Raw genomic sequence first — 25,670 nt, forward strand, 5'->3', positions numbered from 1 at the left:
ATACCGGAGTATGGGTTTGAGAGATTCGGCGCCAAAAACAACGGCTTCCGAAAAGGCTGGTTTTGTCTTTTCGCCTGCATGGACAAGGAGCCTTTCGAAGCTTTCGGGCACGGCCTACACGCTTGCCAACCTGACGGTCGCGTCCGTCGTGCTCGTCGTGGCGCTGGAATGGGTCGTCCGCGGCTCGCTTCAGGATGTCGGCACTTTCATCACCTCCTCCGCGCGTCCGGGCATGACAACCATTGCCGCCGTGCTCGCCCTTCTCGTCGCGCTGGATGCGATCCTCGGCCGGCGTTATCTTTCGCTGATAGCGGTCGCGCCGCTCTGCGCACTGGTGGGGCTGATCTCAGCGCAGAAACAGACCTATCTTTCCGATCCGCTTTATCCCTCAGACCTGTTGTTCGGGCGGCAGATTCTCGAACTTTTGCCAACCATGCTGAAGGCGCAGCCTTTTACGGCGATGCTGGTGGGTGTCGGCCTCAGCGCCGCAATTGCCTCCCTCGCGGCTCTCTGGCTGCTGGCGCACCGTCATTCGCCGGTATTGCGCTGGCGTGAGCGCGCCGCCGGCCTTGCGCTGGCGCTGCCGCTTCTCGCCAGCCTCGCCTCGCTGATGGACTATTCGCATTATTCCTGGGTGCGCGATCGCCTCAACATCATCCCCATGATGTGGGATCAGCAGGAAAACTACCGCCACAACGGCTTCCTGATGGCCTTCGCCTTCAATATTCCCATGGCCAATGTCTCGGCGCCGGAGGGTTACGGCGAAAACAGCATCGCCGATCTCACCTCGGAACCGGCATCTTTCGCCGCCAACAAGGGTGATTACCCTGACGTCATCATGCTGATGAGCGAATCCCTGTGGGATCCGACCCGGCTTGAAAACGTGAATCTCTCGGCCGATCCCATGCCGACCATCCGCGCCAAACAGTCCGGCAACGTGTTTTCGCCCGAGTTCGGCGGCATGACGGCAAATGTGGAATTCGAGGCATTGACCGGCTTCTCGAACGCCTTCCTGCCCTATGGCAGCATTCCCTACCAGCAATATATCCGCCGCCCGGTGCCCTCGCTCGCCAGCTTCTTCCGCGGCGAAGGTTATTCCGCCATCGCAGTTCATCCGTTCCAGGAATGGTTCTGGAACCGCAAGCAGGTCTATAAAAATTTCGGCTTCGAGGAATTCCGCTCCGAAGAGACGCTGCCGGCCATGGAAAAACGCGGCAATTTTGCCTCCGACGACGCGCTGATGGAAGAGATCATGGCGACGGCGGACCGGACGCAGAACCCGCTTTTCCTCTTTGCCGTCACCCTGCAGGGACATGGCCCCTATGAGACAAACCGTTACGCCGAAAACACCATCGGCATTGAGGGCGAACTCTCGGCTTCGGCCTCGCAGGCGCTCGCCACCTATTCTCAAGGGGTGGTGGAAGCGGACGAAGCGCTGCTGAAGCTGATGCGCTGGGCAAAGAAGCGCGATCGTGAGACCATCATCGTCCTCTTCGGCGATCATCTGCCGCCGCTCGGCCAGACCTTCGTGGAAAGCGGCTATATGCCGGGCATGGTGGCAAGCCGCCGCGCACCGCTTGAGGTGATGAAGAAGGAGCACGAGACGCCGCTCGTCGTGTGGTCTTCGAAGAAGGGCGTGCGTAAGAATATCGGCACCATCAGCCCGGCGCTTTTGCCCTATCACGTGCTGAAAACCGCAGGCTTTTCCGATCCTTTCTATACCGGCACGCTGGGTGAAGTTCAGCAGGCCTTTTCCGTGATCGACCGGCACATGCTGGTGACGGCCGGTGGCGATGCCCTGCCCGACTGGTCGATCGCGCCGAACGCGGTCCCTGACTTGGTGCGCAATTATCGCCTGCTGCAATTCGACATGATGTTCGGCAAGCAATATGGAAAAGAGCGCTTTTTCCCCGGCTTCAATTGGCTGCACGAGGGCGCGCCGTCGGTGTAATGAATTTCGGCGAGGGACGCCTGAACGCATGGTGGCGGAAAACGTTTGAATTCCGCCATCATGCGGGTTTATCTCGGGAAAGCTCCGCACCGCCAATCAGAACCGGAGACACGCCCGTGTCAGATATCTCCGACTATATCGTCTCTCATTTCAAGCGCTCCTCTCGTGAAATCGGCGAGGTGGAACAGCGCATTCTCGAGCTGGCGCACCAGAAAAAGCTGGTTTCGAGCGATATTAATGCGGAATTTTCCGCCGGCGCCAGTTTCGGCGACAGGCTGGCAGACAAGATCGCCAGGGTCGGCGGTTCCTGGAGTTTCATCCTCGGCTTCTGCTTTTTCCTGATTTTCTGGGCTATCATCAACACCATCGTACTGACCACCCGCGCTTTCGATCCCTACCCCTTCATCTTCCTCAACCTGCTGCTCTCCATGCTGGCGGCCATTCAGGCGCCGATCATCATGATGTCGCAGAATCGTCAGGCCGCCCGCGACCGCTTCGAGGCCGCCAAGGATTATGAGGTGAATCTGAAGGCAGAACTGGAAGTGCTTTCACTGCATGAAAAGATCGATGTGAAAGTGCTGGCCGAACTGGCTGCGCTGCGGCAGGACCTTGCAGCACTTCACCGCCACGTCACCCGCAAGGAAGACTGACACCGGAAAAATTCACCCCCGCTTTTCCCCGCTCCGCGACAGGCTGTTATATTGATCGCAGTCCTGCCGGGTGGACGCCAGACGTGGCGGAAACCAAGGGACGGTCCTGGTGGTGGAACGCTGGCAACGTTCGTGGAAAGGACCATGTCGCAGGGTGCAGTGCACGGTCCTTGCGAGATACGGCATGGTGAAAGACCCGGCTGCGCAACGCATCCGACCCACACCAAACCCATCCGAGGCGCAGCCGGGCAATCGCCCGACCTCTCTAGCGATCACCCGTTCGGCAGTGCCGTGCGGGATGAAGCTGTTGGGGTTTTAGAGTACAGCGGAGCGGGGGTGCGTGAGGTTTTACCCCCCTCTGCCCTGCCGGGCATCTCCCCCTCAAGGGGGGAGATCGGCCAGAGGCCCTTTCGCCACTTTACCCTCGACATTGAGATGGCCGAAACCTAGCCGCATGTCGATCTCCCCCCTTTGAGGGGGAGATGCCCGGCAGGGCAGAGGGGGGTAAAGCCATACGCACCCTACGACAGATGCAAACGGACCCCCGCGCCGAATATCCCCACCCAGTTACGAATCCGTCAGATTCTTGCGCTACAGATTGACGCAGGCGTTTGTTGCATTGCACTCTAGCGGGCAAGGCAAACGGGGGAATCAATCCCCATCGTCAAAATGGCATCACGACCATTTCGCGGCGACGCCATGCCGGATGCGACATCCGGTATCGAAATGCATTCAATTCCGGGGTTTTTCATGCACCAGTTCGATCTGATTGTTGTCGGCAGCGGTCCGGCGGGAAGACGGGCCGCCATTCAGGCCGCCAAGCTCGAAAAGAAGGTTCTGGTCATCGAGAAAGGCAGCCGCGTCGGCGGCGTTTCGGTGCATACCGGCACCATCCCTTCAAAGACCCTGCGCGAAACCGCGCTCAACCTCACCGGCTGGCGCGAGCGCGGTTTTTACGGTCGCTCCTATCGCGTCAAGCAGGAGATCGACGCCGAGGACCTGCGCCGCCGCCTGCTCATCACCCTGGATCACGAAGTGGAAGTGCTGGAACACCAGTTCGCCCGCAACCGCGTGCAGCACATTCGCGGCACGGCAAGCTTCGTTGACGCCAACACCATGAAGGTGGTGAAGAACGACGGTGAGATCATGAATGTCACCGGCACTTCCATTCTGTTGACCATCGGCACCCGCCCCTACCGGCCGCCGCATATTCCCTTCGATGGCGAAGCGGTGCTCGATTCGGACGAGATTCTCGAAATCAAGGAACTGCCGCGCTCCATGATCGTGGTTGGCGCCGGCGTCATCGGCATCGAATATGCCACCATCTTCAGCGCGCTCGACACGCAGGTGACGGTGGTGGAACCGCGCGAAACCATGCTCGAATTCATCGACAAGGAAATCGTCGAGGATTTCGCCTATCAGCTGCGCGACCGCAACATGAAGCTGATCTTCGGGCAGAAGGCGGAAAAGGTGGAGCGCGACGAGAGCGGCAAGTGCCTCGTCTCGCTCGGCAATGGCCGCGTTCTGAAGGCCGAGACCGTCCTCTTCGCCGCCGGCCGTGTCGGCGCCACCGATACGCTCAACCTTTCGGCCTGCGGGCTGGAAGCCGACAGCCGCGGCCGCCTGAAAGTCGATCCTGAAACCTTCCAGACGTCCGTGCCGAACATCTATGCCGCCGGCGATATCATCGGTTTCCCGAGCCTTGCCTCCACGTCCATGGAACAGGGCCGCATCGCCGCCCGCCATGCCGTTGGGGCACCGGCCGGCGAACCGCCGCAGTTCTTCCCTTACGGCATCTATGCCGTGCCGGAGATCTCCACCTGCGGCCTGACGGAAGAGGAAGTCATCGAACGCAACATTCCCTATGAATGCGGTATCGCCCATTTTCGCGAGACCTCCCGCGGCCACATCATGGGTCTCGACAGCGGCCTCCTGAAGATGATCTTCTCGCTGAAAACCCGCCGCCTGCTCGGCGTCCATATCGTCGGCGAAGGCGCCACCGAACTGGTGCATATCGGCCAGGCGGTGCTGAACCTGAAAGGCACGGTGGAGTATTTCGTGGAGAATACGTTCAACTACCCAACACTGGCGGAAGCCTACAAGATTGCTGGGCTCGATGCGTGGAACCGCATGGGTGAGATCAAGAAGGATTGAGGTTGCGCGGGGGCGGCTTTTGAGACGGCGGAGTTGCCGTAATCGGCCTTCTGAGAAAGCACAGCATCCCCATCCCGTCATCCCGGCCTTGAGCCGGGATCCAGCGCGATCAATTCTTTGATAGCGAAAGACTCTTTCACAGCGCCGACTCGCCGTCACTGGATGCCGGGTCAAGCCCGGCATGACGGAGGAAAGGTTTTCGCCCCTAAAGAGACTTTCTCACCTGCGAACTAACCGTATACAGACAGCCCGCCCCCTCACCACCGAATACTATACCGCGCACTTACCCCCGGCCGGAAATGATCCGCATAACCCTGATCCAGCGTCCCGCGCACCGTCAGGTGATCGCCCAGCTTCTGTTCCACCGCGACACCGCTGCTGAACTCGTTGAAACTGTTGCGGCTCGCCCCCGTCAGCACGAAGGCCGTGCCGGTTTCCGAGCGGGACAGGCGCAGCGATTGTGAGACATCAAGCCCGTTCCATTGCTGCGCCGTGCCGTCATACCGCACGGTGAAATTGCGGTTCGCCTCGATATCCAGCTCCGGCGTAACGATACGCTTCTGCTGCGAGGTCATGGAAACGCTGCTCGACCCTGTCAGGGCGTTGAACATGACGCCGACATCCCGCGCAAGCGAGACGCCCGGCAGCTGTTCGGCCAGCAACGTGACATTACCCCACAGCCGCACCGGCGTATCCACCACCTGCCCCGTCTTTGAGGCATTCATGCCCATTTCCAGCCCGGCCCGGATCGGGGTATCGACCGGCAGTTTCGCGCCGATGCGCGCCGTATAGGACCGATCGGAATTCTTGACCGGCTTCCAGATCAGCCCCGCCTCATCGGCATGGGCGGCCGCGGCTGCGGTGAAGAACAATAATACAAGGGCAGAACCCGTTCGGAGCGACATACTTGTCCCCTGGCAAATTAAGGGCGCACCGGGAGAACCCGGCAAGCACGGTAAAAGCTAAGGCCAATGGTTTGGCTGCGATGAAGCCACATTCAAGCGGCGCAATGCCCGAACGGCCGCTTGATACGACCAGGCAAATCATGCTGCGCAGGGTGCCAGATGAACGGGAGATGAACAAGAGCATATGCAGCAAAAAATCATGCTGCACTGCATTGTGATCGGAACAAGGATGCGGGACGCCCGGTCGCTACTCTTTTTCAATTGGTGGCGCGCAACGCGCGAGAATATCATCCACGACAGCATTTAGAGATCGGGATGAATCGATGACCGTGGCGTAAGCGGGAATGTCTTCTTTCGTCGCATGGAGCTGCAGAACAAATTCCCGCTCCTCCGGCTGTCCGCCAAACTCGTCCCGGGGTCTTTCGATCAATCGTCTTCGCAGGGTCTCGCTATCGAGATCGAGAACGAAGACCTCAGCGAACACATCGATAAAACGCTGAAAATTCCTTGAGCCACCGCAGAAGAATGTGAGCGTCTGGCTGTGATCGGCGGCAATCCGCCGAACCTTTTCGACATCCCATATATGATGCCGGTGACGGAAACGCATCTCCGACGCATCGCCCTCCAGAGCTGGATCAAGGGCCGCGCCCGTTTCAGGGTCGCCCTTATATGCAAGTTCACGGTCGCCATGGATCACATGATGGCCGCGTCGCTGAAGTTCTGTTGCAACCGACGTCTTGCCGACACCGGAGACACCCTCGATCAGGTAGTTTCTGACACCCATGGCGCTTCCATCTGAATCCCCGCTTTGGCCGGTGACGCATTAACTGGCGGCCATGGATTGGAAACATAATAACCAGGGATGACATAACCATGTCGGAAGACTGTGGATCGGGTGACTGTCACACCCCACCCAAAAAGACGGCCAAACAAAAAGGCCGCAGCTTCCGCCACGGCCTTTCCATTCAATCAGCTTGCACTGAAGAAGATTATTCGGCGTCGCCTTCAGCGGCCTTCTTCTTGGCCGGAGCCTTCTTCTTCGGAGCGGCTTCTTCGCCTTCAGAGGCGTCGTCAGCCTTGGCGGCAGCCTTTTTCTTGGCAGGCGCCTTCTTCTTGGTTTCCGTGGCTTCTTCGCCGTCGTCAGCCAGCAGCTCTTCCTTGGAAACGGTCTTGTCCGTTACCGAGATTTCGGTGAGCAGCTTGTCGATGACCTTTTCTTCGAAGATCGGAGCGCGCAGCGAAGCGGAAGCGCCGGGGGTGTTGCGGAAGAAATCGAGGATTTCCTTCTGCTGGCCCGGGAACTGCTGCAGCTGCTGGAACAGCGCGCGCTGCATTTCCTCTTCGGTCACTTCGACGCCGGCCTTTTCGCCGATTTCGGAGAGAACGAGGCCAAGACGGACGCGGCGTTCAGCCAGCTTGCGATATTCTTCGCGGGCTTCTTCTTCGGTCGTGTCTTCGTCAGCGAAGGTCTTGCCGGACTGAGCGAGATCGGTGTTGATCTGGCGCCAGATATTGTCGAACTCGGCGTCAACCAGGCCAGCCGGCGTGTCGAACTTGTACATCTCGTCCAGCTGGTCGAGGATCTGCCGCTTGACCTTCTGGCGGGTGACGTTGCCGTACTGGCTTTCGATCTGACCCTTGACGATTTCCTTCAGCTTTTCAGCCGATTCGAGGCCAAGCTTTTCGGCCAGTTCGTCGTTGATTTCAACCGGAGCGGCAGCAGCAACTTCCTTGACGGTGATGTCGAAGTTGGCTTCCTTGCCGGCAAGGTTCGCCGCCGGGTAATCAGCCGGGAACGTCACGGTGATGGTCTTTTCGTCGCCGGCCTTGACGCCAACCAGCTGGTCTTCGAAGCCGGGGATGAAGCGGCCCGAACCGAGAACCAGCTCAGCGTCTTCAGCAGCGCCGCCGTCGAAGGCAACGCCGTCGACCTTGCCGAGGTAGTTCATGGTGACGCGGTCGCCTTCAGCGGCCTTGCCCTTCTTGGTCTCGTAGGTGCGGGCGCTTTCGGCGATCTTGAGGATCTGCTCGTTGATTTCGTCTTCGGTCACGTCCACAACTTCGCGGGTAACCTTGATGCCGTCATTGGCCTTCAGTTCGATGGCCGGAATGATTTCGTAGGCAACGGTGAATTCGAAGTCGGATTCGGCCGACAGGATCTTTTCAGCTTCCTGCTCGTCTTCGGTCATGGAGATCGCAGGCTGCGTTGCAGACTTCTCGCCGCGGCTGGAGAGGATTTCGGACGGCTTTTCACGAACCAGCTCGTTGACGAGGTCGGCCATGATGGACTTGCCGTACATCTTCTTCAGGTGGCCAACCGGCACCTTGCCGGGACGGAAACCGTTGATGCGAACCTTGTCCTTGGCGTCGACCAGGCGCTCGTCCAGACGGGCCTTCATGTCGGCAGCCGGAATAACGACCTTGAGTTCGCGCTTCAGCCCTTCAGCGAGCGTTTCGATAACCTGCATTTTCCTAACCTTCACATCATGGCGGCGGTGCTCAGACAGCCGTTGGTTTACTTTCGAGCACTGCGCCGGAAACATCGTTCCCCGGCCGTGGCTTCCCTTATTTCTTACACAAGCGCCTGCCGGACACCGTTACGCCTGCACCGGAGAATAAAGACCAAAGGGGAGAAATGAACCCCGAAGCTCCCCGCATCCTGTAAGGATGCACTCTGGCGCAAGCGTGGCACAGCCATGCCTTGCTTGTGGTGCGGGTAGAGAGACTCGAACTCCCACGCCGAAGCGTTGGTACCTAAAACCAATGCGTCTACCAATTCCGCCATACCCGCACGTTGGGCGGCGGTATGTCACAATGTTCAGAAAGGGTCAAGCACGCCGTTCCGCTGCCTTTCGTTTCGCCCGGACTTTTCTTGCCAGCCGGGCTGGGCAGAAGGAGGCCCGGCCCGCTTTCGCCACCGGCAAACGGATTTTCGGAACACGAAATGCCGGCAAGCCTTCAGGATACAGGGACGACAGCGGCGTAGCGCGCCATCGTCCTCCCCGATTACAGCCCCCCCTATCATATGGCCGCTTCACGCTAACACGCGGCTGCACTGGCATTATATATAATATGGCATGGCGGGCACATCATGGCGCCGGTACCGCCGCACGCGGCCGCCGCATGAAGCACCGCCGCTAGGCTACAGGCGGATGACTCCATCAAAAGCACACAAATTGGTCACAAATTATGCATGAATCGCCGCAATCGGGGCATTTTACCGGATTGCATTGCGTTTAATGCATAGGTGGCATCTTGCTTTGTCTGTTTTTGTTTTGATTAAACCGATTATATTCGTGGTCATACAGAGATCGAGTTCAGCCCCGGACCAAAGCCTCCCAAGACTGGCCGCGGCGACTGAACAGCACGAAGAGGAAGATGAAAATGAACATTGCACGCTCACTCACCAACTGGCGCAAGTATCGTCAGACCGTAACCGAACTCGGCCGCATGACCGACCGCGAACTGAATGACCTCGGCATTGGCCGTCAGGACATCCGCCGCGTCGCCAAGACCGCCGTCGGCTTCTAATTGGACGCCCCGCCGCTCTGCGGCGGATGCGAGACGACCTACCCAAAAAGGCCTGAGGCTTCCGCCTCTGGCCTTTTTTCGTTTTGGGTGGCGCCCCAACTCCAAGCAATTCGTCTGTACCGCCTGCTGGGCCGACGGATAAATGCATTGATGCCGAGTGTTGGCGTACGGCAGGATGATGTCCGGGCCTGCTCCGATTGCCCCCTCACGCTGCAGAGCCCTTTCGAAAGCCGTCTTAGGCCGCCATATCCTTAAAGCCGCCTCAAAGACAGGCATTTCCGCTCATATTTTGCCCATAGGATACTCAAAGCCGCAAATTTAGACGACATACTGCACAAATGCATGGCAGTAGCCTAAATTCTGCACTGCACAACATGGCTTCATGTCTATATATAAACCTCAACAGCCGAGAGCACAGAGAAACCGCTGAGCCGGCAGACGAAATCAACAGAGATAGATTGAGGAAACGACCATGAACCCTATCCGCATCGCAAAGAACTGGATCTCCTACCGCCGCACGATCAACGAACTCGGCAGCCTCTCCAACCAGGCTCTGAGCGACATCGGCCTGACCCGTTACGACATCCGTAACGTAGCAGCCCGTTCGTTCCGCTAAGGCGTAAACGATCGTCCCGCTGCCCGACCTCCAGGGCGCGACGATTGAGCGACAGGTTAAGAAAGCGGCGCCTCTGGCGCCGTTTTTGATTCTGGAGTTTCCGCTGCAAGCAGCTATTTTTCGAAGATGCACTCCTGGCTTCCGCCACCATTCGGTTTTACAGGGCCGGCCGGCTTTTCGGATACGGGCGCTACGCCAAATACATCGGGTTCGAGATCGCCGCTTGTTTCTTCTCCCCGCCGGGGAGAAGGTGGCCCGAAGGGTGGGATGAGGGGGCTAGCTCCCCTGATATCTCCAACCTCGCCCCCTCATCCCGCTGCCTGCTTCAAAATGCGCGCCTGCTCCTCGATCCCGGCGGGAGCTTCGTAGCCCACTAGCCTCCATCCGCCAAAACCATTTGGCTGCCCCCGCCATGCATGCTAGTGCATCGGCAAACAATGCCGCGTCCTTTTAGGACCCGCGCGGAACTCTCACTCGAATGACGGCCGCCGGACGGGAGCCTTGGCCCCGCGGCTGCCCATGGACACCGAAATGCAAGACAAGACCATTTCTCCCATTCACGTCGTCGGCGGCGGGCTGGCCGGTTCGGAAGCCGCATGGCAGATTGCGGAGAGCGGCGTGCCCGTCATTCTGCACGAAATGCGCGGCGTGCGTGGCACGGATGCGCATAAGGGCGATACGCTGGCGGAACTGGTCTGTTCCAACTCCTTCCGCTCCGACGATGCGACGGCCAATGCGGTTGGTGTCATCCATGCGGAAATGCGGCTTGCCGGCTCGCTGATCATGGCCTGCGCCGATAAGCACCAGGTGCCGGCCGGCGGCGCGCTTGCCGTTGACCGCGACGGATTTTCCGAGGCCGTGACGAAAACGCTGGAGGGTCACCCACTGGTGACGATCCTCCGCGAAGAGGTGAACGGCCTGCCGCCGAAGGAATGGGGCAACACGATCATCGCGACCGGGCCTCTGACCTCGCCGGATCTTGCCGCCGCCATCCAGGCCGAGACGGGTGAGGATGCGCTCGCCTTTTTCGACGCCATCGCCCCGATCGTCCACCGCGACAGCATCAACATGGATATCTGCTGGTACCAGTCGCGTTACGACAAGGTCGGCCCCGGCGGCACGGGTAAGGACTACATCAACTGCCCCCTGGATGAGCAGCAATATAACGCCTTCATCGACGCGCTGATCGCCGGCGACACGGTCGGTTTCAAGGAATGGGAAGGCACGCCCTATTTCGACGGCTGCCTGCCGATCGAAATCATGGCCGAGCGCGGACGCGAAACGCTGCGACATGGCCCGATGAAGCCGATGGGCCTCACCAATGCCCACAACCCCACCGTCAAGGCCTATGCCGTCGTCCAGCTGCGCCAGGACAATGCGCTCGGCACGCTCTACAACATGGTCGGTTTCCAGACGAAGCTGAAATACGGCGTTCAGGCGGATGTGTTCCGCATGATACCCGGCCTCGAAAATGCGGAATTCGCGCGCCTCGGCGGCCTGCACCGCAACACCTATATCGATTCCCCCACCCTGCTTGACCGCTCGCTGAAGCTGAAATCCCGGCCGGACCTGCGTTTCGCCGGCCAGATCACCGGTTGTGAGGGTTATGTGGAAAGCGCCTCCGTCGGCCTCCTCGCCGGCCGCTTCGCCGCCGCCGAGCAAAAGGGCGAAACCCCGAGCCTGCCGCCGGCCACCACCGCGCTAGGTTCGCTGCTCAACCACATCACCGGCGGCCACCTGTCTTCCGATGATGAACCGGGCAAACGCTCCTTCCAGCCGATGAACATCAATTTCGGCCTCTTCCCCGAACTGGAGCCGGGCTCGATCGTCAAGCCAGAAGGCGTCAAGCGTTTTCGCGGCAAGGACAAGACGATCATGAAACGTCAGCTGATCGCGGCGCGGGCGTTGAAGGATTGTGCAGCGTGGCTCGCGACGCCCAAAAGCGGCGCGGCGACCTGACTGACGCCGAGACATGGCAACCTGGCATGACCGCCGTCGTTACATCACGTTCCATTTGCCAAAATCGGATTTGCCGGTCTGATCGGGATAATGCCTTGAGAAGAAGGGATTGACTGCGGCAACGTGCTCGAAGGTGATCGTCGTTCCAAAGAGGATTGAGAACAGCGGCTGGTAGCTGTAGCGGCCGGAGACAACGATGATCGCTTCCTTGGGGCCAAATCCACCGTCAGTCACTGCCTTTTGCCATCGCACGTCCTCGGCCGATCCAAAGAAATTATACGGCCTGAATTGTTCTTTAGGCGTGCCGCCGGTCAGCTCAACGCTTCGCAAAGTCAGATTGAGCTTATCCGTTGCGAGGATGCCGTTGCCCGCGATGATCGCGAATTGGGACACACCGGTTCTGACCCGTGTCTCGAACTCCGGAAATCGTGCCGACCATCTGGCCGCATTATCGATCACGGTGACAAAACGATCATAACTGATCCAGCCTCGCCCGACTTCGACAATGACTGCCAGAAAAAGAATGAGGACCGGCGCCAGAAGTCCCATCTCGACGGCAGCGGCGCCGGATCGGCAGGAGAAGAGCCGGAAGATGCGGTGTGAACCCATGCCGATCATTCCGTCACCCGTACGGCCGTGACCGCCAGCGACACATTCTGCAGCTGACGAACGCCTCCGGACTTGGGCACAAGCAGATGTGTCGTCGGCATGACGAAATTCCAGTTGTAGCCGATCGCAAGTATATATTGGCCGGCAGAACTGTTCGGCGCCTGAAAGCGGTTGACGACGGGGAAGGAGATCGGCGTCGCGACGATGTCGTCATCGGCTATAGGAACAAGCGTTATCTTCAGGGTTTCCGTGTCCGTAGCCCCGATAAACTTGGCCGCGATCGCACGCCGAAGCGCGTCCGCAGTCACCTGCTCCCGCTGCATCGCCGCTTTACGAAGATATTCTATGCCTGCAGTCGTGGCCGTCGACAGGTTGAGATGATAAAGGAACAACAGACCGATTTCCAATATCCCGAAGATCAGAATGAGGAAGAACGGCATCAATATCGCCACCTCAATCGCTGCTGCCGCCTGCCTGTCATCGGCAAAACGCCGATAATGCCCAAGCCACCGGTTCTTGAAACGAGAGGACGTTGAACGTTTTTTCGGCCGTCGAGCTTCGACGCGGTTACCGGCGCTCATCGCCGTACCTTCCGATATATCTCAGTTCGAACCCGGTGATGATGCCGCCGACGCTGTCACTGAAACCCGATGCGGCGATGGTGAGCTTGTATACGGAGTAGGTGTCGACCGTGAATTTCTTCTGGTAATAGCGCCACTTGATGGCCTGATCGACGGGATTTTCCATGCCCGGTCCCTGCCGCATGTTGAAGACCGGTTTTACAGTGCCCAATTGTGGCCGAAGCTGCTGCAGGGTGACATCGATGCCGTTCGTCTGCTCAGCGGTAATCAGCTTGCCGGGATTGGAAGGGTCCTTGAAATGACTCTTACGGCCGTTGTACCACACGGATATCTCATAGTAGCCGGGATGAAGCTCCACTTTTTTGAAGATGGAGCTGTTGGCGTTAATGGGCTTTTTCCCCCCTTGCCTCACCGCGCCCCAGTCGCTGTCCAGCTCGATCACGTAGCGCGTCGGCAAGGACGCATTATTGCCCGTGGAGTCGTCGACCATATCCCTGCGCGTGTTGGCCGCCTTTTCTGTGTCTTTGATATCGCAGGCCTTGTCGTTGAGGGTTTCCTTGTCTTTCTCAACTTTCTGCGCAAACCCGTCCGGATAGCCATCCCAGTCGTGATTCTTGCGGCAGCAGGGGCTGCTCCAGTCCTGCAATTCGATACCGGGGTCTGTCCCGCCGTCCCAGCGGATCTCGGTATAGCGATAGACCCCCCAGCAACCGCCGGGGGTCCTTGCGGTGACCCCGTTTTTTAGAACGCGCTCCTTATCGAGTGAGGTTTTCTCAAAATCATTATTGACCAGTACTTCACCATCATAGGGATAAGGCGGGATGCCCTGGCAAGTGTAGTTCAAACGATACTTGAATTCGTCGAGGCTGAGCATCTTGGCAAACAGCAGATTATAGCCGAACTCCGCCTTCATATCCGTGCGCAGCCAGTCAATGACAACATCGCGGGTGATCACCTTTTGTTTTGTAGACTGGATCATCGAATCGAAGGTTGTAAGCACGGCTTCCCGGCGGTCCTCATCTTCAGGCGTATCGGTCCGCGTGGGCTTGGTCGATCGTTCGCAGGCCAGCGCCATGACGCGCTTTGACTGGTTGTAATAGACCAGCGCCCGGCCGCCTTCGAAAAGCACCCCTAACAGAAGGACGAAGAGGGGCAGCAACAGTGCGCTCATAATGGCGAAAGCGCCTTTGCGGTCCTTGAGCAGCGAGAAAAACGCTCCCCTTTCCCGTGCTGCTTTTTTTATCGGCCTGCTCGTCATCAAAACACCGTCTCATGTCGCTGATCACCATGGGAAAGGCGCGCTGTGAAAAGCGACTGGCCTGGCATTCTGCGACGCTAAATATGTCCGGCTAACGCCGGTCGATCGAAAATTGCTCTTTGGCCGCCTGCGGCGCTGCTTTTCGGGCAACGTCGCCTGACCACTGAAAATACAGGGGTCAATTAACACGTAAACCGTAAATCAAAGCTCAATCGGAACTGAAAAATATGACGCAAATTCATATGCTTAGTTTATTTATTAATAAATTAGCTATCTTCGATAGAAGCGTATGAGCGTATGACGCCGGTACAGGATTTGCATCCACGGTGACATGCGTAAACACAAACTTGGGCTTGCCCCTTGTCCCTCCAGCCAAGCTCGGGCAAAACAGCCCCATCCAATCACAAGACAATGCCAGGAGATAAGATATGGACGTCCGCGCCGCCGTTGCCATTCAGGCAGGAAAACCGCTCGAGGTCATGACCGTTCAGCTCGAAGGTCCCCGGGCCGGCGAAGTGCTGATCGAGGTCAAGGCGACCGGCATCTGCCACACCGATGACTTCACCCTTTCCGGCGCCGATCCGGAAGGCCTGTTTCCGGCCATTCTCGGCCATGAAGGCGCCGGCATCGTCGTGGATGTCGGACCGGGCGTTACCTCGGTCAAGAAGGGCGATCATGTCATTCCGCTCTACACGCCGGAATGCCGCGAGTGCTATTCGTGCACCTCGCGCAAGACCAATCTCTGCACCTCCATCCGCGCCACGCAGGGCCAGGGCGTGATGCCGGACGGCACCTCGCGATTCTCGATCGGCAAGGACAAGATCCATCACTACATGGGCTGCTCGACCTTCTCGAACTACACGGTTCTGCCGGAAATCGCGCTCGCCAAGATCAACCCGGACGCGCCCTTCGACAAGGTCTGCTACATCGGCTGCGGCGTGACGACAGGCATTGGCGCTGTCATCAACACCGCCAAGGTCGAAATCGGCTCCACGGCCATCGTCTTCGGCCTCGGCGGCATCGGCCTCAACGTGCTGCAGGGCCTGCGTCTTGCCGGCGCAGACATGATCATCGGTGTCGACATCAACCCGGACCGCAAGGCCTGGGGCGAAAAATTCGGCATGACCCACTTCGTCAACCCGAAGGAAGTCGGCGACGATATCGTGCCCTATCTCGTCAACATGACGAAGCGCAACGGCGACCTGATCGGCGGCGCGGATTACACCTTCGACTGCACCGGCAATACCAGGGTCATGCGCCAGGCGCTGGAAGCCTCCCATCGCGGCTGGGGCAAGTCGGTCATCATTGGCGTTGCGGGTGCTGGCCAGGAAATCTCCACGCGTCCGTTCCAGCTCGTCACGGGCCGCAACTGGATGGGCACCGCATTCGGCGGCGCGCGCGGCCGCACGGATGTGCCGAAGATCGTCGACTGGTACATGGAAGGCAAGATCCAGATCGACCCGATGATCACCCACACCATGCCGCTCGAAGACATCAACAAGGGCTTCGACCTGATGCACAGGGGCGAAAGCATCCGCGGCGTCGTCGTGTACTGATCGGCCGGCAACGTCAGCAGGCGCGCAGCAGGCGCGCCTGCCCATTCATGCAAATGTGATCGCTCCTTCGGCCTTGCAGCCAGCGCGATTAACGGGACGGTAAATCTATCGTTGTAATCCCATAACGCGCGGTGGGGTTGAAAAATCTCTTCCTCAGGCCGAGTGACGCCAGACAGCGGAGAGCGCCCCTGAAAATCGTATCGATCGATAACGGAAACCGCGCCGCCGCCATCAGTCTTCTGACGAAAGGTTTCCCTGAAAAGAGCGAGGCCTTCTGGTCCCGCGGGCTTGCGCTGATCGCCGAACATCACGAACGCCGGCAACTCGGTCCGGTCGGGCAATTGCTGATGAAAGGTGACGCCGCCGCCGGTGTATTGCTGACAATCAAAAGCCGCCTGCCGGATACCGGCACCGTCGTCGTCAATCTGTCCAGCTGGTATGTCGAGCCGGCTTGCAGATGGTTCGCGCCGCGCATGCTGCAAATGGCGTCGTCTTCAGAGGATGAGGTCTTCACCGACCTCACCCCCTCGGCCGAAGCCTGCAGGCTGAATGAGAGGCTGGGCTTTCACACGGTGACGGATTGCACGCTTTTTTATCCCCTGCCGTTGAAGGCGTTGCGCCCCTCGAGCGCCCGCCTCATAACGCTTGCCTCCGCTCAACCCGGTACGCTGACCAGCGAGACGCGTGAGATGCTTGAAGATCACGCGCGCCTCGGCTGCATCGTCGCCATCATGCAGGTGGATGGCCGTCATTACCCGCTGGTCTTTCTGAAAACGGCGACCAAAAGGGCACCCTCCGCGCGCCTCATCTATTGCGAGGACCGCGCAGTCGTACAAAGACACATTTCCGCGATCGCCCGCCATCTCCTTCGCCACGGCAGATTTGCCATGACGATGGCTGCACTCGAGGGTGAACGAAACGCGGGCGGCTTCGCTGCACATAAATCTGCGCCGATACAAGTAAAAGGCGCATGGAACCCACAATTTATTAACGAAACATACTCAGAGTTGGTGTTATTGCCACCCTAGGTATTTTAGTGGTGCTAGGGTTGTCCTGACCGAAACCTGGCCTTTACAGATAAACAGGGTTCCGGGGCGGCAGCCATGGAAAATATACGGGGAGATCGGGGAATGAACATGCTTGCAGCAAAAACGAGCGAAATAGAGATTGCTGATACCATTCACTCCTATCTTTCGGACCGTTTCCCTGCCTATGCACCTTTTTCGGCCGACACGCCGCTTCTCGAGGGAGGCGTCATCGATTCGCTCGGCTTTCTGGAGCTGATGATCTTTCTTGGTGAAGGCTTCGGCATCATTCTCGACGACGAACATTTCACCCCCGACAACCTTGGCACGCCCGCCGATCTCGTCGCCTTCGTCCTCAGGGAACGGAGGAGATGACACCTCCTTACCTGCTGCACCACCTGCTGGGCGCGCGCGCGGCAAGCGACGGGCAGGCGATCGTTTATAAAGACACATCCCTGAGCTACCGGCAATTTGCCGAAGCGGCGGAACGATGCGCGGCTGCCTTGCAGCAGGCCGGGGCGCAACGCGGCGACCGGGTCGTCATTTTTCTGCCGCGAGGCACGGAAGAATGCTGGGCGATCTTCGGCGTCAGCATGGCCGGATGCGTCTTCGTGCCGGTCAATGCGCTGCTGAAGGCGCAGCAGATACGCCATATCATCGTGGATTGCGGCGCAGAACTTGTCATCAGCAATGCGACCATGCGCGACGAGCTGAGCGCGGCACTGGAAGGTCTGGCCGGTGTCCGCGTGCTTCTGGCGAACGATATCGCCGAAGGCAGCAAGACGTCGGTCAAAAGCCCGGCGGCAATCGGCGAAGACCTCGCGGCGATCCTCTATACATCCGGTTCTACCGGCTCACCCAAGGGCGTGATGCTGTCGCATCGCAATCTGCTGGCCGGCGCGCGCATCGTGCGTACCTATCTGGAGATTACCGGCAAGGATCGCATTCTTTCCCTCCTGCCCTTCAGCTTTGATTATGGCCTCAACCAGCTGCTGACGGCAGTGGAACAGGGCGCGACAACAATCATCTCCACCTTTAGGCTCGGTGACGATATCGTCCGCGACCTGCGCGACCATGCCGTGACCGGGCTTGCCGGGGTGCCGACAGTCTGGGCGATCCTGACGAGGGCGGCGCCGTCGCTTGCCAGGACGCCGCTTCCGCATCTGCGTTACATCACCAATTCTGGCGGGCGCGTGCCGCAGGAAACTGTGAAGGCGCTGCGCGAAAAGCTGCCGGACACGAAAATCTACCTGATGTACGGCCTGACCGAAGCCTTCCGCTCAACCTTCCTGCCGCCGGATGAAATCGATCGCCGCCCGACCTCGATCGGCAAAGCCATTCCCGAATGTGAGATATTCATCGTCACCGCCGAGGGACAGCGGGCAAAGCCCGGCGAACCCGGCATTCTCGTGCATCGAGGCCCGACCGTTTCGCTGGGCTACTGGAACCGGCCGGAAGACACGGCGAAAGTCCTGCGCCCGCATCCCTTCATTCCGGCGGCGCTGGGCGGAGAAACCGTATGTTACTCCGGCGATCTGGCGGTGGAAGACGAAGACGGGTTCTTCAGCTTCGTTGCCCGTAACGATGCGATGATCAAGTCTTCGGGTTATCGCATCAGCCCGACCGAAGTCGAAGAAAGCCTGATGTCGACAGGCTTGTTCCAGCAGGTCGCCGTCATCGGCCTTCCGGACCCCTTTGCGGGGGAAAAGGTGCATGCCGTGGCGACTGCCGCCAATGAAAATATCGATGTTTCCGCGGCACTGAAGAAGGCCGCTGAAATGCTCGCCCCCTTCATGATCCCGCGCGCCATCGAGCTGGTCGACCGGTTGCCGGTCACCGCCAATGGCAAGGTGGACTACCGCGCGCTTGTGCGCGAACGGACGGACGATGGCGCCCACGGATAAACCCCAGAGCCACGGTCCCGCCCTTGCGGCCGCGTCATTCGATATCAGTGAAAACGATCTTGTGATCGGCGGGCTTGCCGTGCGCGATATCGTCGCCGAAACCGGAACCCCATGCTTTCTCTATGATGCTGGCGCGATGCGCCGCGCCTACCGCGATCTCCAGGCGACGCTCTCCGGTTTTGCCGATATCTATTATTCGGTGAAGGCCAATCCCCTGCCCGCCATCATCACGCTCTTCCGGCAGGAAGGCGCCGGCGCGGAAATCGCTTCCGCTGGCGAATATCGCGCCGCTATAAAGGCCGGTGTCGCGCCCGAAAACATCATCTTTGCCGGGCCGGGCAAAAGCAGAGCCGAATTGCACGAAGTGATCACGGGCGGCATCGGCGAAATCCACGTGGAAAGCGCCGAGGAAATTGCCCGCATCGAGGCAATCGGCAAACCCGTCAAGGCCTCTGTCCGCATCAATCCGGTGCCGGATGCGCAAGCCGGCGCCATGCGCATGGGCGGCAAGGCCACCGCTTTTGGTTTCGATGAGGAAGAACTGGAAAATATCCTGCCGCTTTTCCGGCATGCGGGCGTTATCGATCTCGTCGGCATCCATATCTATGGCGGCACGCAGATCCTCGATGCGGACATGCTTGTCTCGCAATGGCGACATGCCATCACAATTGCCGCCCGCATGGCGGAAATGCTCGGCAAGCCGCTTGAAACCATCGACCTCGGCGGCGGCCTCGGCATCCCCTACTTCGCCGGCGAAGCACCGCTCGATCTCGCGAAGGTAAAAGCCGCCGTCCCCGATCTGAAGGCACTGCTGAAAGCGCAGCCGCTGATCGCCGACGCCCATGTCATCGTCGAGCCCGGCCGCTTCCTCGCCGGTCCGGGCGGCATCTATACGGCCGAAGTCAATTCCGTGAAGACCTCGCGCGGAACCACCTTCGTTGTGACGGATGGCGGCATGCACCACCATCTGGCCGCTTCGGGCAATCTCGGTCAGATCGTCAAGCGCAACTACCCCATCGTTGCGCCCGCCATGATGCAGGCCGACCACGCGGAGACTGCAACTGTCGTCGGCCCGCTCTGCACGCCACTCGATACGCTGGCTCGCAATGCGGCATTGCCGAGGCTCCAGGCCGGTGACCTCATCGCCATCCTTCAGTCAGGCGCCTATGGCGCAAGCGCCAGCCCCGGGGGTTTTCTAAGCCACGCGGTGGCGAAGGAAGTGCTGGTGGAAAATGGGGCGTTTGAGATGATCGGGCAATAATCACCTTCGCAGCAGCCTGTCCCCCACCGCGAATTTCGATTTCAGCAGGCACTCGTCATATTCCGCCTCAGCCACGGAATCGAAGACGATGCCGCCGCCGACATTAAAGACGGCGCGACCGTCATCGAACAGTGTCATCGTACGGATCGCCACCGAAAAGCGCATTTCACCAGCAGGAGACATGAGGCCGATGGCGCCGCAATAGGCGTCGCGGGGCGTCGCTTCCAGTTCGCGCAGGATTTTCATCGCCCACATTTTTGGCGCACCGGTAACCGAGCCGCAGGGAAACAAGGCGGCGAAAATGTCTTCCACCGTCATGCCAGGCAAAAGTTTCGCCCTGATATGGCTGACCATCTGGTGCACGGTCGGATAGGTCTCGATATCGAAAAGCCGTGGCACATCGAGGCTGCCGACCTCGGTGATGCGGGAAATATCGTTGCGCAAGAGATCAACGATCATGCGGTTTTCGGCGAGCGTCTTTTCATCCGCAAGCATCGCCGCGATGATCGCCCTGTCCTCCTCCGCATCCGCTCCGCGCGGCGTCGTTCCCTTCATGGGATGGGTTTCGATGAACCCCCGCCCGTCAACCGAGAAAAACAGTTCCGGTGATCGTGACAGGATGACGGGGCCGCCGAGATCGACCAGCGCGCCATATTTCACCGGCTGGCGCTCGATCAATGACCAGAATGCCGTCAGCGGATCGCCGCTCCAGCGGGCATGGACGGGCATGGTCAGATTGCCCTGATAACAGTCGCCCCGGCGTATATGGTCGTGCAACAGCTCGAAACGCCGCCGATACTCGGGAAGTGTCCATGCCGGGACCGTATCGGCAAGAAACGCATCCGCGCCCGGAACTTCGTCAGGCCGCGCAAAGCGGCCGTCATCCGGCTGCGGGCCGGAAAAGACCCCAAAATTCAGGAACGGCACGTTGCGCGGTTCTTCCGCAAAAGGCGCAAGCTTCGGCTCGAACAGGAAACCGGCCTCATAAGACATATAGCCAGCTAAATACTTTCCGGCACGGCGCAGTTCTTCCATGCGCTTCAGCGCTGCAAAAAACGCTTCTCGCTCATCCGCGACGATGATTTCCTCCGGCTCGGTGAAGGCTGTCACCGTGCCGGTCGTGTCATCCCGGAAAAGAACGTAAGGCGCATGTGCCAAGGAAAAATCCGTAGAAGGTAAATCTGGAGACTTCAGGGCGTCGGAAAGATACCTTTCCATCGTCATCCCCGGTTCCCGGATCAAGTCCGAGGATGTCCGAGGATCTACCACCCGTTGACATTAGCGACCTCGGCAGATCCTCGGCACGAGACCGAGGATGACGTCGAGTGTGGAGACAGGTCACGAGGCATTAAACCGCGTCTATATCGCCCCGCGCCCACATTTCGATGGTTTCCATATAAAAATCGGCGAAACGGCCTTCCTCGATCGACTTGCGGATACCCTGCATCAGCTCCTGATAATAGGCAAGATTGTGCCAGGAAAGGAGCATGCCGCCCAGCGCCTCGTTGGCGCGTACGAGGTGATGCAGATAGGCGCGGGAGTAATCGCGCGAGGCCGGGCAGTTGGACTGTTCGTCGAGCGGGCGCATATCCTCGGCATGGCGGGCATTACGGATATTGACCTTGCCGCGGCGCGTAAAGGCCAGACCATGACGGCCGGAACGCGTCGGCATCACGCAGTCGAACATGTCGATGCCGCGCGCCACCGATTTCAGGATATCGTCAGGCGTGCCGACGCCCATCAGGTAACGCGGCTTTTCAGTGGGCAGCACCGGCAGGGTAATATCGAGCATGCCCAGCATCACATCCTGCGGCTCACCGACGGCAAGGCCGCCGACCGCATAACCCTTGAGATCGAGCTGCTTCAGCCCTTCGGCGGAGCGAATGCGCAGGTCCGGCTGGTCGCCGCCCTGCACGATGCCGAACATGGCCTTGCCGGGCTGGTCGCCAAAGGCGACGCGGCAGCGCTCGGCCCAGCGCAGCGACATTTCCATGGCGCGCTCGATTTCCTTGCGCTCGGCCGGCAGCGCGATGCACTCATCGAGCTGCATCTGGATGTCCGAATCGAGCAGTCCCTGAATTTCGATCGAGCGTTCCGGTGACATGTGATGCAGCGAACCGTCCACATGGCTCTTGAAGGTCACGCCCTTCTCATCCAGCTTGCGCAGACCGGAAAGCGACATCACCTGAAAACCGCCGCTATCGGTGAGGATCGGGTGTGGCCAGCGGATCAGCTCATGCAGGCCGCCAAGGCGGGCGACACGCTCGGGGCCGGGCCGCAGCATCAGGTGATAGGTATTGCCGAGAATGATATCCGCCCCCAGCTCGCGCACCTGATCAAGATACATGGCCTTGACGGTGCCGACAGTGCCGACGGGCATGAAGGCGGGCGTGCGGATGACGCCACGCGGCATGGCGACTTCGCCAAGGCGCGCGCCGCCGCTCGTGGCTTTCAGGGTGAAAGTGAATTTGTCGTGCATCAGTTTTTCCGGAACAACAGGCTGGAATCGCCATAGGAATAGAAACGGTATCCGGTTTCGATGGCGTGCTTATATGCGTCACGCATCGTTTCGAGACCGCAGAAAGCCGAAACCAGCATGAACAGCGTCGATTTCGGCAGGTGGAAATTGGTCATCAGCATATCGACCGCGCGGAAACGATAACCGGGCGTGATGAAAATGCCGGTCGCATCGGACCACGGGTGAATGGTGCCATCCTCCGCAGCCGCGCTTTCGATCAGACGCAGCGACGTCGTGCCCACGCAGACAATGCGCCCGCCCCGCGCCTTGACCGCATTCAGCCTGTCGGCTGTTTCCTGCGAGACGTGGCCGATTTCGAAATGCATCTTGTGATCGTCGGTATCATCGGCCTTGACCGGCAGGAAGGTGCCTGCCCCAACGTGAAGCGTCACGAAATGCCGCTCGATACCGGCCTTGTCGAGCGCGGCAAACAGGTCGGGCGTGAAATGCAGCCCGGCGGTAGGCGCGGCAACGGCGCCCTTCTCGCGGGCGTAGATGGTCTGGTAGTCGGTCTGGTCCTGCGCATCTTCCGGCCGTTTGGCCGCGATATAGGGCGGCAGGGGAATATGGCCGATGGAGGCAATGGCCTCGTCCAGAACGGGACCGGAGACGTCGAACAGCAGCGTGATCTCGCCCTCCTCGCCCTTCTGCTCGACGGTGGCCTCCAGATGGGCAAGGCCGCAGGCATTGTCGCGCTCATAACCGAAACGGATGCGGTCGCCCTGCTTGATGCGCTTGCCGGGACGCGCGAAAGCCTTCCAGCGGGACTGATCGGCGCGCATGTGCAGCGTGGCCGAAACGGCCGTCTCCGGCGCGCCTTCGCGCAGCCTGACACCTTCAAGCTGGGCGGGAATGACGCGGGTGTCGTTGAAAACAAGCGCATCGCCGGCCCGCAGGAAGGACGGCAGGTCGAAAACGCGATGGTCTTCCATGCGATTTTCATTCGGATCGACCACCAGCAGGCGCGCGCTGTCGCGCGGGTTCGCCGGGCGTAGGGCGATATTCTCCTCGGGCAGGTCGAAATCGAACAGGTCTACACGCATTGCAAGGGCTCTCGAAAATATCAAAACCCGCCCTCAATGGGGCGGGTGGTGGGAGTGACAAGGCTTCGTCTAACGAGACGTCATCCTCGGGCTTGATCCGGGGACCGAGGATGACGGCTGAGAGGTTGGCACCCTTGTCATCAATGTGAAACGCCCCGCAGTTTCCTGCGGAGCGGGTAAACACGTTATACGCTACCTTCAAGCCGCCGAAGCGAGCTTCATGGACACGATCGAATCGGGGTCCTTCACCGGCTCGCCGCGCTTGACCTTGTCGATGGCTTCCATGCCCTCGATGACCTGGCCCCAGACGGTGTACTGCTTGTTGAGCCACGGGGAATCCGTGAAGCAGATGAAGAACTGCGAGTTGGCGGAGTTCGGGTTCTGCGAACGGGCCATGGAGCAGGTGCCGCGCACATGCGGGATGGCGGAGAATTCTGCCTTCAGGTCCGGCTTTTCGGAGCCGCCCATGCCGGCGCGGGCCGGGTTGAAGCTTTCGGAACCCTTCTTGCCGAATTTCACGTCGCCGGTCTGGGCCATGAAGTCTTCGATGACGCGGTGGAAAACGACGCCGTCATAAGCACCTTCCGATACCAGTTCCTTGATGCGGGCAACGTGGCCCGGAGCAACTTCCGGAAGCAGCTGGATCACGACCTTGCCGGTCGTCGTTTCCATGATGATGGTGTTTTCCGGATCCTTGATCTCGGCCATGATTATTCTCCTCTGTTCGGGCTCTATTGCCCTGTCTTACTTCTTGCCGACAGTGACCTTGATCATCCGGTCGGGGTTGGAAACTTCGCCGTTGCTGCCCTGCCCGCGCTTGATCTTGTCCACGGCTTCCATGCCGGACACGACCTTGCCGACCACGGTGTACTGGCCGTTCAGGAACGGACCGTCGGCAAACATGATGAAGAACTGCGAATTGGCGGAATTCGGATCCTGCGAACGGGCCATGCCGACCACGCCGCGCGTGAACGGAACCTTGGAGAATTCGGCCGGAATATCCGGCAGGTCGGAGCCGCCAGTACCTGCGCGCTGGGCGCTGAAGCCCTTCTCCATGTTGCCATACTGCACGTCGCCGGTCTGCGCCATGAAGCCGTCGATGACGCGGTGGAAGGCGACGTTGTCGTAAGCGCCCTTCTTGGCCAGCGCCTCGATCTGCGCCACGTGCTTCGGCGCGACGTCGGGCATAAGCTCGATGACAACGGGGCCGTCCTTCAGCTGGACGGTGAGAAGTTCGGCGGCAGACGCAAAGGTGCTGGCGGCAAGCGCGCCCGCAAACATGGCGCCGGCAAAGGCAAATCGAACGAGTTTCATCGGATTGGCTCCAAATGTAAGGCTGAAGTCAGCGCTTCAGCTTGGCGTTAAGGGCTTCAAGCACGGCTTTCGGCACGAAGGCTTCGACATTGCCGCCCATGGCGGCGATCTGCCGAACCAATGTGGCTGTAATGGGTCGCGACGAGGTGCCGGCGGGCAGGAACACGGTCTGGATATCGGGCGCCATCTGGCGGTTCATGCCCGCCATCTGCATTTCATAATCGAGATCGGTGCCGTCACGCAGGCCGCGCAGCAGAAGTCGCGCGCCATGCTGACGGGCCGCATCGACAACCAGATTATCGAAGGAGACGACGTCCATGCGCGCCGCTTCGCCCGGCAGCTGCTCCGCAAGCGCCTGCTTTATCAGCGCTGCCCGTTCCTCGAAACTGAACATCGGCGCTTTTCCGGGATGAATGCCAACCGCGACAATGACCTTTGACGCCACGTTCAGCGCCTGGAGAAGCACATCCAGATGTCCGTTGGTCATCGGATCGAAGGATCCTGGATAAAAGGCAATCGTCATATCGCTCTCAGATGGTGGGCGCGTCTCGACGCTTCAGCATATGTGCCGCCTTTTGTCATGGAGAAGCACGCGGCGCAAGACTTTATAACCACCCCTCACAAGCGCGGCCGTGCCGTGAACCCCCGATGAACGGGCCGTTCAGTGCGGTTTCAGAGCCATTTTGTTTAAATGCACAGCATCGGGAAACCGAAATGCCTTTCGCCCGTTAAGCAACCGGAGAATCGAAAATGCTGGCCTTCATGATCGTCGTTTCGGTCATCTCGTCATTCGCAGCCGAGTATCTTTTCCTCGAATGACGGCCTCAGCCAGTTT

23 protein-coding genes and 1 tRNA gene are annotated in these 25,670 nt (G+C 59.5%); 11 read left to right on the forward strand and 13 right to left on the reverse strand.

The window, feature by feature from the left end:
* Positions 1-10 precede the first annotated feature (10 nt).
* The 3 genes from AGR2A_RS10120 (at position 11) to sthA (ending at position 4,755) form a co-directional block, all read left to right on the forward strand.
* The gene (locus tag AGR2A_RS10120; protein WP_072494418.1) at positions 11-1,951 is read left to right on the forward strand and encodes an LTA synthase family protein; all 1,941 of its coding nucleotides are present in this window, start codon (positions 11-13) and stop codon (positions 1,949-1,951) included.
* 116 nt (positions 1,952-2,067) lie between these two features.
* Positions 2,068-2,601 carry a DUF1003 domain-containing protein gene (locus AGR2A_RS10125; RefSeq protein ID WP_042935668.1) on the forward strand — a complete coding sequence of 178 codons (534 nt, stop codon included), beginning with the start codon at positions 2,068-2,070 and terminating at the stop codon, positions 2,599-2,601.
* Between the two features lie 750 nt (positions 2,602-3,351).
* The gene (gene sthA / locus AGR2A_RS10130) at positions 3,352-4,755 is read left to right on the forward strand and encodes a Si-specific NAD(P)(+) transhydrogenase (protein ID WP_004442050.1); all 1,404 of its coding nucleotides are present in this window, start codon (positions 3,352-3,354) and stop codon (positions 4,753-4,755) included.
* A gap of 257 nt (positions 4,756-5,012) precedes the next feature.
* Here the strand turns inward: sthA and AGR2A_RS10135 are convergent, their stop codons facing one another.
* The 4 genes from AGR2A_RS10135 to AGR2A_RS10150 all read right to left on the reverse strand — a co-directional run bounded on the left by AGR2A_RS10135 (position 5,013) and on the right by AGR2A_RS10150 (position 8,451).
* Positions 5,013-5,660 carry a hypothetical protein gene (locus AGR2A_RS10135; protein WP_004442052.1) on the reverse strand — a complete coding sequence of 216 codons (648 nt, stop codon included), beginning with the start codon at positions 5,658-5,660 and terminating at the stop codon, positions 5,013-5,015.
* Between the two features lie 247 nt (positions 5,661-5,907).
* Positions 5,908-6,444 (reverse strand): AAA family ATPase, encoded by a 537-nt coding sequence (locus tag AGR2A_RS10140; protein WP_072494420.1) that lies wholly within the window; start codon positions 6,442-6,444, stop codon positions 5,908-5,910.
* 205 nt (positions 6,445-6,649) lie between these two features.
* Positions 6,650-8,128 (reverse strand): trigger factor, encoded by a 1,479-nt coding sequence (tig, locus tag AGR2A_RS10145; RefSeq protein WP_072494421.1) that lies wholly within the window; start codon positions 8,126-8,128, stop codon positions 6,650-6,652.
* Between the two features lie 240 nt (positions 8,129-8,368).
* A tRNA-Leu gene (locus AGR2A_RS10150) sits at positions 8,369-8,451 on the reverse strand.
* Between the two features lie 593 nt (positions 8,452-9,044).
* Here AGR2A_RS10150 and AGR2A_RS10160 point away from each other — a divergent pair.
* The 3 genes from AGR2A_RS10160 (at position 9,045) to trmFO (ending at position 11,766) form a co-directional block, all read left to right on the forward strand.
* A complete protein-coding gene (locus AGR2A_RS10160; protein WP_004442060.1) occupies positions 9,045-9,191 on the forward strand; it encodes a DUF1127 domain-containing protein in 147 nt (48 codons plus the stop codon).
* Between the two features lie 472 nt (positions 9,192-9,663).
* Positions 9,664-9,807, forward strand: coding sequence for a DUF1127 domain-containing protein (locus AGR2A_RS10165; protein WP_003495735.1), 144 nt, complete (start codon positions 9,664-9,666; stop codon positions 9,805-9,807).
* A 519-nt stretch (positions 9,808-10,326) separates the two neighbouring features.
* Positions 10,327-11,766, forward strand: coding sequence for a methylenetetrahydrofolate--tRNA-(uracil(54)-C(5))-methyltransferase (FADH(2)-oxidizing) TrmFO (trmFO, locus tag AGR2A_RS10170; protein ID WP_072494422.1), 1,440 nt, complete (start codon positions 10,327-10,329; stop codon positions 11,764-11,766).
* A 39-nt stretch (positions 11,767-11,805) separates the two neighbouring features.
* On the opposite strand, the gene AGR2A_RS10175 is transcribed toward trmFO, so the two are convergent.
* The 3 genes from AGR2A_RS10175 to AGR2A_RS10185 are packed head-to-tail and all read right to left on the reverse strand — an operon-like array spanning position 11,806 to position 14,214.
* Positions 11,806-12,375, reverse strand: coding sequence for a TadE family protein (locus tag AGR2A_RS10175; protein ID WP_080823068.1), 570 nt, complete (start codon positions 12,373-12,375; stop codon positions 11,806-11,808).
* Positions 12,376-12,380: 5 nt separating this feature from the next.
* On the reverse strand, positions 12,381-12,956 hold the full coding sequence (locus AGR2A_RS10180) for a TadE/TadG family type IV pilus assembly protein (RefSeq protein WP_072494424.1): 576 nt from the start codon (positions 12,954-12,956) through the stop codon (positions 12,381-12,383).
* The gene (locus AGR2A_RS10185; RefSeq protein ID WP_072494425.1) at positions 12,943-14,214 is read right to left on the reverse strand and encodes a hypothetical protein; all 1,272 of its coding nucleotides are present in this window, start codon (positions 14,212-14,214) and stop codon (positions 12,943-12,945) included. Before AGR2A_RS10185 ends, AGR2A_RS10180 begins: the two co-directional genes overlap by 14 nt.
* 428 nt (positions 14,215-14,642) lie before the next feature.
* On the opposite strand from AGR2A_RS10185, the gene AGR2A_RS10190 reads away from it, so the two are divergent.
* From AGR2A_RS10190 to AGR2A_RS10210, 5 genes are all read left to right on the forward strand, one after another.
* Positions 14,643-15,770: an S-(hydroxymethyl)glutathione dehydrogenase/class III alcohol dehydrogenase gene (locus tag AGR2A_RS10190; protein ID WP_004442072.1), complete on the forward strand. Its 1,128-nt coding sequence runs from the start codon at positions 14,643-14,645 to the stop codon at positions 15,768-15,770.
* Positions 15,771-15,907: 137 nt separating this feature from the next.
* A complete protein-coding gene (locus AGR2A_RS10195) occupies positions 15,908-16,798 on the forward strand; it encodes a hypothetical protein (RefSeq protein ID WP_080822808.1) in 891 nt (296 codons plus the stop codon).
* Positions 16,799-16,906: 108 nt separating this feature from the next.
* Entirely contained in the window at positions 16,907-17,170 is a 264-nt protein-coding gene (locus tag AGR2A_RS10200) for an acyl carrier protein (RefSeq protein WP_034499138.1), read from the forward strand.
* Positions 17,167-18,699: an AMP-binding protein gene (locus tag AGR2A_RS10205; RefSeq protein ID WP_022556252.1), complete on the forward strand. Its 1,533-nt coding sequence runs from the start codon at positions 17,167-17,169 to the stop codon at positions 18,697-18,699. Before AGR2A_RS10200 ends, AGR2A_RS10205 begins: the two co-directional genes overlap by 4 nt.
* Complete coding sequence (locus AGR2A_RS10210) at positions 18,683-19,960, forward strand: type III PLP-dependent enzyme (RefSeq protein ID WP_072494426.1); 1,278 nt, start codon at positions 18,683-18,685, stop codon at positions 19,958-19,960. The genes AGR2A_RS10205 and AGR2A_RS10210 overlap by 17 nt, the downstream gene beginning before the upstream one ends.
* Here the strand turns inward: AGR2A_RS10210 and AGR2A_RS10215 are convergent, their stop codons facing one another.
* From AGR2A_RS10215 to coaD, 6 genes are all read right to left on the reverse strand, one after another.
* Entirely contained in the window at positions 19,961-21,118 is a 1,158-nt protein-coding gene (locus tag AGR2A_RS10215) for an aminodeoxychorismate synthase component I (protein ID WP_072494928.1), read from the reverse strand. It abuts the gene before it with no gap.
* A gap of 190 nt (positions 21,119-21,308) precedes the next feature.
* Entirely contained in the window at positions 21,309-22,439 is a 1,131-nt protein-coding gene (tgt, locus tag AGR2A_RS10220) for a tRNA guanosine(34) transglycosylase Tgt (protein WP_072494427.1), read from the reverse strand.
* Positions 22,439-23,521 carry a tRNA preQ1(34) S-adenosylmethionine ribosyltransferase-isomerase QueA gene (gene queA / locus AGR2A_RS10225; RefSeq protein WP_072494428.1) on the reverse strand — a complete coding sequence of 361 codons (1,083 nt, stop codon included), beginning with the start codon at positions 23,519-23,521 and terminating at the stop codon, positions 22,439-22,441. Before queA ends, tgt begins: the two co-directional genes overlap by 1 nt.
* Before the next feature lie 198 nt (positions 23,522-23,719).
* A complete protein-coding gene (locus tag AGR2A_RS10230; RefSeq protein WP_004442093.1) occupies positions 23,720-24,229 on the reverse strand; it encodes a peptidylprolyl isomerase in 510 nt (169 codons plus the stop codon).
* Positions 24,230-24,265: 36 nt separating this feature from the next.
* The gene (locus tag AGR2A_RS10235; protein ID WP_004442095.1) at positions 24,266-24,835 is read right to left on the reverse strand and encodes a peptidylprolyl isomerase; all 570 of its coding nucleotides are present in this window, start codon (positions 24,833-24,835) and stop codon (positions 24,266-24,268) included.
* 28 nt (positions 24,836-24,863) lie between these two features.
* Entirely contained in the window at positions 24,864-25,358 is a 495-nt protein-coding gene (coaD, locus tag AGR2A_RS10240) for a pantetheine-phosphate adenylyltransferase (RefSeq protein WP_006698870.1), read from the reverse strand.
* Positions 25,359-25,670: the final 312 nt, after the last annotated feature.

It is taken from the genome of Agrobacterium genomosp. 2 str. CFBP 5494 (genome assembly GCF_900013495.1).
Classification (GTDB): Bacteria; Pseudomonadota; Alphaproteobacteria; order Rhizobiales; family Rhizobiaceae; genus Agrobacterium; species Agrobacterium pusense.

Excerpts from the sequence above, each read along its gene's own strand:
- AGR2A_RS10120 (WP_072494418.1), top strand. The coding sequence starts at position 11 with ATGGGTTTGAGAGATTCGGCGCCAAAAACAACGGCTTCCGAAAAGGCT.
- sthA (WP_004442050.1), top strand. The coding sequence starts at position 3,352 with ATGCACCAGTTCGATCTGATTGTTGTCGGCAGCGGTCCGGCGGGAAGA.
- AGR2A_RS10135 (WP_004442052.1), bottom strand. The coding sequence starts at position 5,660 with ATGTCGCTCCGAACGGGTTCTGCCCTTGTATTATTGTTCTTCACCGCA.
- AGR2A_RS10140 (WP_072494420.1), bottom strand. The coding sequence starts at position 6,444 with ATGGGTGTCAGAAACTACCTGATCGAGGGTGTCTCCGGTGTCGGCAAG.
- tig (WP_072494421.1), bottom strand. The coding sequence starts at position 8,128 with ATGCAGGTTATCGAAACGCTCGCTGAAGGGCTGAAGCGCGAACTCAAG.
- AGR2A_RS10160 (WP_004442060.1), top strand. The coding sequence starts at position 9,045 with ATGAACATTGCACGCTCACTCACCAACTGGCGCAAGTATCGTCAGACC.
- AGR2A_RS10165 (WP_003495735.1), top strand. The coding sequence starts at position 9,664 with ATGAACCCTATCCGCATCGCAAAGAACTGGATCTCCTACCGCCGCACG.
- trmFO (WP_072494422.1), top strand. The coding sequence starts at position 10,327 with ATGGACACCGAAATGCAAGACAAGACCATTTCTCCCATTCACGTCGTC.
- AGR2A_RS10175 (WP_080823068.1), bottom strand. The coding sequence starts at position 12,375 with ATGGGTTCACACCGCATCTTCCGGCTCTTCTCCTGCCGATCCGGCGCC.
- AGR2A_RS10180 (WP_072494424.1), bottom strand. The coding sequence starts at position 12,956 with ATGAGCGCCGGTAACCGCGTCGAAGCTCGACGGCCGAAAAAACGTTCA.
- AGR2A_RS10185 (WP_072494425.1), bottom strand. The coding sequence starts at position 14,214 with ATGACGAGCAGGCCGATAAAAAAAGCAGCACGGGAAAGGGGAGCGTTT.
- AGR2A_RS10190 (WP_004442072.1), top strand. The coding sequence starts at position 14,643 with ATGGACGTCCGCGCCGCCGTTGCCATTCAGGCAGGAAAACCGCTCGAG.
- AGR2A_RS10200 (WP_034499138.1), top strand. The coding sequence starts at position 16,907 with ATGCTTGCAGCAAAAACGAGCGAAATAGAGATTGCTGATACCATTCAC.
- AGR2A_RS10205 (WP_022556252.1), top strand. The coding sequence starts at position 17,167 with ATGACACCTCCTTACCTGCTGCACCACCTGCTGGGCGCGCGCGCGGCA.
- AGR2A_RS10210 (WP_072494426.1), top strand. The coding sequence starts at position 18,683 with ATGGCGCCCACGGATAAACCCCAGAGCCACGGTCCCGCCCTTGCGGCC.
- tgt (WP_072494427.1), bottom strand. The coding sequence starts at position 22,439 with ATGCACGACAAATTCACTTTCACCCTGAAAGCCACGAGCGGCGGCGCG.
- queA (WP_072494428.1), bottom strand. The coding sequence starts at position 23,521 with ATGCGTGTAGACCTGTTCGATTTCGACCTGCCCGAGGAGAATATCGCC.
- AGR2A_RS10230 (WP_004442093.1), bottom strand. The coding sequence starts at position 24,229 with ATGGCCGAGATCAAGGATCCGGAAAACACCATCATCATGGAAACGACG.
- AGR2A_RS10235 (WP_004442095.1), bottom strand. The coding sequence starts at position 24,835 with ATGAAACTCGTTCGATTTGCCTTTGCCGGCGCCATGTTTGCGGGCGCG.
- coaD (WP_006698870.1), bottom strand. The coding sequence starts at position 25,358 with ATGACGATTGCCTTTTATCCAGGATCCTTCGATCCGATGACCAACGGA.